We start from the raw sequence: 5652 nt of genomic DNA on the forward strand, positions 1-5652 counted from the left end.
TTTATGGATATGGCAATCGGGCGGGTAATGTGACCTAGTTCAGAAGAGCGGTTTTGAATGGTAATGGGCAACTTGGCAGCAGCGGTATCCATTAATCCTGCGATATAGTCAAATACCTTATCAACCGGCTCACGTTTTATCCTTACCTCCTCGGTTGTTGCGGTAATGGGCAGGTTTTTATCGATGATTGGAATCGGCCCATACATCCTGAGCAAATAAAAATGATAGTAAGCTTTCAAAAACTGCACCTCGCCTGTCCATATATTTTTTTGTGATGGATCCAGGTCTGGCACTTTGTCTACATTATCAAGGAAAATATTGCAGTCACGCAATGCTTTGTAGATGGCTTTACCATCCTGCTCACCGTCCCAGTAATTGAGCAAAGGCGATGTAAGGGACTGATTGCCCCTGGCGATCTGCTGAGGGTAAGACGGGAGCCGGCTTAGCGAAGTAATAGGCCAATAAGTCCAGAACTCATCACTGGCCAGCATTGCCGGATTCTGACTGACATTGCTTTCCTGGGGCAGGTAAGAGTAACAGGTAAACAGGTATTTTTCAGCTTCATTCCGATTGGTGAATGCGTTTTCTATTGTTGCGATATTATCCGGAACGATATCCAGATAATCTTTTTTGCAGGAGATTATCAAGGTTAAGATAACTGCTGCCAAAAATATGCTTGTCTTTTTCATAATTAAAATCCTATTTGTATACCCACATTATAAACTCTCTGTACCGGGTAACCTAAGCCGTTGCCACCCATTTCAATGTCCCATAACTTAAAACCACTAAGAATCAATAAGTTAGTTCCGCTCACATAAAAGCGTGCATTGCTTAGCTTAACCCTGTTGATTATTTTTTTTGGGATTGAATAACCTACTTCAGCGGATTTCAACCGTAAAAATGAACCGTTGCGCATAAACCAGGTATTTGTCTGTACGTTGTTATTGTTCTGACTGTCGCTCAACCGGGGCCAAAGCGCATAGAGGTTCTGGTTGTCTTCAGACCAATGATCGTCTGCATAGGCTTTGATCAATGCATTTTGTGTCCCCCCCAATGATTCACCGGGATAGTTGTAAGGAACAAATGGTGCTGTGGCCCTGGTGTCGATCCAGAATGAGGAACGGGCAGACCCCTGGAAAAACACCGACAGATCAAAGTTTTTATATCCTGAAGAGAAGCCAAAACCGTAAATGATCTCCGGAACGGTAGGCAGGCCGATAGGTACCCGGTCGAGGTTGGTAATCTGACCATCTCCGTTTACATCCCGGTATTTGATATCGCCCGCTGCATATTCGCCGAAGGTCTGTTTTGGAGAATTGGCCACATCATATTGATCGATAAATAACCGTTCTGCAATTAAGCCATAATTCTGATTAAGCGACTGCCCGATCCTGGAAAGATAACTTTCTTTGTACTGAGGTTCCTCAAACTGTAAAAATTCACTGTGTGCATAGGTGAAGTTCCCATGCAGACGCAGCCATAAAGATGTATTGAAATTTTTGTTATAATCGGCTGAGATATCTATTCCATTCGCTTTAGCCTTTCCTGTATTAGCTTTGATGGCTGCCGCAAGCCCCATTGTACTTGGGATAGCGGCACGTTCCATTAGAATATTATCCCTGGTTTCAGAGAAAAGATCAACCTGCAAATTGAAATCGTTAAACAGGGTCAGCTCTGTACCAAAATTGAATTTCTTTGCCCTTTCCCATGTAATAAAAGCATTATCGTAACGATTGACAGTTATTCCCGGCCTATAATAGGCAAATTGTTCACCAAACCTGGCACCCTTGCCTCCATCGGACAAGTTAACTTCTGAAAGATAAAAGAAACGGTCTTCCGGTGATCCGATAGCATCATTCCCAACAATTCCATAGGTTGCTTTTAACCTTAGTTTACTGACGATAGTGCTGATCGGTTTCCAGAATTTCTCATTGGATACCTGCCATCCAAGCCCTATCGCGGGAAAAAAACCATACCTTTCAGTTTTGAAAAAACGCTCAGATCCATTATAGCCAAAGCTGAGTTCGGCGAGGTAACGGTTGTTATAGCCATAAGTAAAACGTCCAGACACCCCCTGATTACGGTATGGCAAAGATTTTTGCAGAGTACCGCTGTTTGCAAAGAGCTGTTGCCTTCTTTGATATACCAGTAGGGCCGTTATATCATTTACTTTCGAAATCTGCTTCACATAATTTACCGCAGCCTCCATGTAGGTTGTCGTATTGATATCCTTTGCACCTTCGTTGTAATTCAGGTATTCGGTCGCCGAACCCTCATTCAGCAGGGTTAAACCATAAGTATCCTGCAGGCTATTGTAGCCACTGGCCGAATAATAAAAAGGGTTGTAATTCCGGCTGACATCGAAATAAGAATACCGGGAGGTATTGAACATGCCCCTCGCCGAAAGGCCCTGCGTGATGAATGACAGATCCTGTTTCACCTCAAACTGTGCGTTCATCAGCGATCTTGAGTAATCGCGGTAACCTTTCACCAGATCTGCATAAGGATTGATCAGCAGTCCGTTACTTGAATTTCCGAATAAAATGTGGTTTGTTTTTGGCATTTGGCCTGCCGGATAATATGCAGGGAACAAAACGGGATTGCTCCTCATAATTTTGGTATACAACCCGCTTCCACCGTCTATCGGCCCTGTATAGTCATCAAAACTTCCGGCTAAACGCACAATGACTTCTGTGGTTTTCGTCATATTGATATTGATGTTCGAGCGTAACTGATAGGATTTAAGGCTGATATTGCTGTTAAAGTTATTACGTTCATCAACTTTAAGAAGACCGTTGTCATTGTTGTAGGTACCTGCTATGTAATAACGGGCTACCTTACCGCCACCATTGGTACTAAAATTCATACGCTGATTGTTCGTACGGTTTTTAAGTAACATTGTCCGCCAGTCATTTGAAGGGTAAATATTAGGATTGGCACCCAATGCGGTCTGATCGATCTTGTTTTGGGCATATGGAAGTATGCCTAAGGGATTGCGGGTAACAACAGCCTCATTTGCAAGTTTCATATAGGTTATGGGATCTGCAAACTCCAGGTTTCTTGTATTTTCAGATGTAGAATTTTCAAACCTGACCTGGATTTTTGCTTTCCCTTCCTCACCTGTTTTTGTCACAATCAGGATGACACCATTTGCGCCCCTAGCGCCATAAAGGGAAGTAGCTGTAGCGTCTTTCATGATGGAAAAACTGGCAATGTCATCTGGCTGCATTCTGGCCAGATCGGTTGAGGTAACCTCAATTCCGTCTATTAGTATAAGCGGGTCTTTTTTATACCCAAAAGTTGTTACCCCGCGGATAAAGAAGGATGCATTGTCCTGTCCAGGCTCTCCACTGCGCTGATAGGCAATAACTCCCGCCAGTTTACCTGCCAATGCAGTCGTCAGGTTACTGGATGGAACTTTGAGGTCTTTTGGGTTGATGGTGGTAATCGCACTGATCATGCTGGACTTCTTTTGCGTACCAAAAGCGACTACGGCTACCTCATCAAGATCATTCAGGGACTCCATCACTACATTTATTGTACTTTCGCCCTTAATTTCCACTTCTTTGGTCTTATATCCGACCATACTGAAAACCAGGGTACCATTTGCGGGAACCTTTAGGCTAAATTTCCCATCGTTATCTGCCTGTACCCCTATTTTGGCAAATTTCAGCGTAACGGTTGCACCTGGAAGCGGTCCCTGAGCATCTTTTATGGTTCCTTTGACTACAATCTCATCCCGTAAAAAATAAATATCGGAAAAGGGAGTGTGACCGGTAGTTTTGGAGCGGGCGGTCTCTGGACTGGATAAGCCCAAAATCAAAAAAGGTATGCAGAACAGATTGACTCTGGTTCTCTTCTTCGATCCCAGAAAAGGCGTTGTTCGTCGCTTCATAGCAACATACTTCATTAAAGCATTCACGTTCATTTAGTTTATATTTGGTTAATCGGTTGGTTTTTTAATAAGTGGAATACGCCAAATAGCCTGTTCAATGCCCAACTACCAGCAGTATTCTTTAAATTGGGAATGATCGGTAAAATTCCTTTCCCAAGGGCCCGACAGCTGATTGCAAGATGAAACGGCGCGCCTATTCTTTCCTTGATCACTTTAAATTCCCCATCTAATACTCCTGTGGTTGCATTTACCTGCTTACCAGTGCTGAAAGCGCTATAAACCATAATTTTGTCTTAAGCAGAACCTTTAATTCGTTATAGTCGCTTTTCATTTGAAGTGCCTAAAAAAGAGTCAAAGCAGTTCCTTATACCCCGACATACAGGGTTCAAACAGAAAAACGAAATGGTTGTAATGGCCTACCTTAAGTTGCAGACGGGGCTGGTAATAGTTTTCTCATAATTGTCGCGTTAGTTGGTACTTTTATATCCATCTGGCTGACCATGACCTTCATCAGATCACTCAAAAATCCGCAGTGGGTATTAAAAAATTAATTGTGTAATGGCAAAACCTGTTGCCTTTAATATTTGGTTATACATCCATAACAGCCGGTTAATGATGTGATCAAATATAAAATCTAATCAGGCGATATGATTTATTGTAAACAGACTTCTTTTTATACTTTTCCGATTTTTGATGTGCTGTTCAATGAAAATTAAATGATGTTCAGCATGAAATTGATGTGCATTAATCCCATGGGATCAATCAATAAAATTCAATGTCTTATTCTGCGTTTTGTAAGCGCCTGGTGTTAGTCCGGTAAGCTTCTTAAAAACCCTGGAGAAATAATGGACATTTTCAAATCCAGTTAATTCGGCAATTTCATCTTGTTGTTTTTTACTGGTAATAATGAGGTACTGGGCCCGTTCTATTCTTTTTTGCAAGATATAGTTCACGGGGCTTTGACCTGTGTAGCGGTGAAAGAGCCTTGAAAAATAATCTGTATTTAAATTTGCCCGGTCCGCAAGATGACTTACTTTAAGCGGTGTCCGCAGATTGATCTGTATATAACCAATGGCATCCATCACTGCAGAGGGCTTGGCAATAATCTTGTCTTTATGAAATATTTCCGGTTTTAAGAATCTGGATATCAACTGAAAAATAATCCCCTGTGTTTCATATTGCACAGCAATACTCTGAAGGTTATTCAGCTCGGTGTATTCCTTGTAATAAATATCTTTTTCATACACCATTGGATCGTTGGACCTGTTGATCCCTCTGCCCGGATTAATAGCGATGAGTCGCTTAAAATTGGCGATATCGTTAGTGTTTGCCTCAATCTGCAGACTTTCCATGCAATTGGAAAACAGCGATATCCCGTCTGCCGAATCTTCAAAGAACTGAACAAAATACTGGCTTAAAAAGTGTTCGCAATAGAGGTTACAGAGCGTAAAACTGGGAATGAGGTAGAGATTACCGGGAATTAGGCTAAGTGAACCGTTCGGACCGGATATTACACCTTCGCCTTCATCGATATAATACAGTCTATAATACGGGCTGATTACATTTCTGAAGTTCCACTTATTTCCGAGTTTTACGTAGTCGACGTTCAGCAGCCGAAAAGAATGCCTGATGAGCCGTTTATTCATTGTCATATTGCCTTCTTTAATTATTGATAATTTGATAATCGGTTTTTAATAATTTCTGCCATCCACTCATTATCGCGGATTTGCTGTCAGAAAGTATAATCATACCAACCT

Annotated in this window: 4 protein-coding genes; all 4 read right to left on the reverse strand. The window is 41.9% G+C overall.

From position 1 onward, the window contains the following. Window positions 1-689 (reverse strand): RagB/SusD family nutrient uptake outer membrane protein (locus AC1DND_RS17170; protein ID WP_477583446.1); only part of this gene is annotated, 689 nt, incomplete at its 3' end. A gap of 2 nt (window positions 690-691) precedes the next feature. Then, on the reverse strand, window positions 692-3817 hold the full coding sequence (locus AC1DND_RS17175; protein WP_477583447.1) for a SusC/RagA family TonB-linked outer membrane protein: 3126 nt from the start codon (window positions 3815-3817) through the stop codon (window positions 692-694). 116 nt (window positions 3818-3933) lie between these two features. Next, window positions 3934-4179 (reverse strand): hypothetical protein, encoded by a 246-nt coding sequence (locus AC1DND_RS17180; protein WP_477583449.1) that lies wholly within the window; start codon window positions 4177-4179, stop codon window positions 3934-3936. Between the two features lie 474 nt (window positions 4180-4653). Continuing rightward, complete coding sequence (locus AC1DND_RS17185) at window positions 4654-5541, reverse strand: helix-turn-helix domain-containing protein (protein WP_057935175.1); 888 nt, start codon at window positions 5539-5541, stop codon at window positions 4654-4656. Between the last annotated feature and the right edge of the window lie 111 nt (window positions 5542-5652).

This window comes from Pedobacter sp. 01N416 (genome assembly GCF_056399685.1).

Coding starts and splice junctions, on each gene's coding strand:
- AC1DND_RS17180 (WP_477583449.1), bottom strand. CDS start 4,179: ATGGTTTATAGCGCTTTCAGCACTGGTAAGCAGGTAAATGCAACCACA.
- AC1DND_RS17185 (WP_057935175.1), bottom strand. CDS start 5,541: ATGAATAAACGGCTCATCAGGCATTCTTTTCGGCTGCTGAACGTCGAC.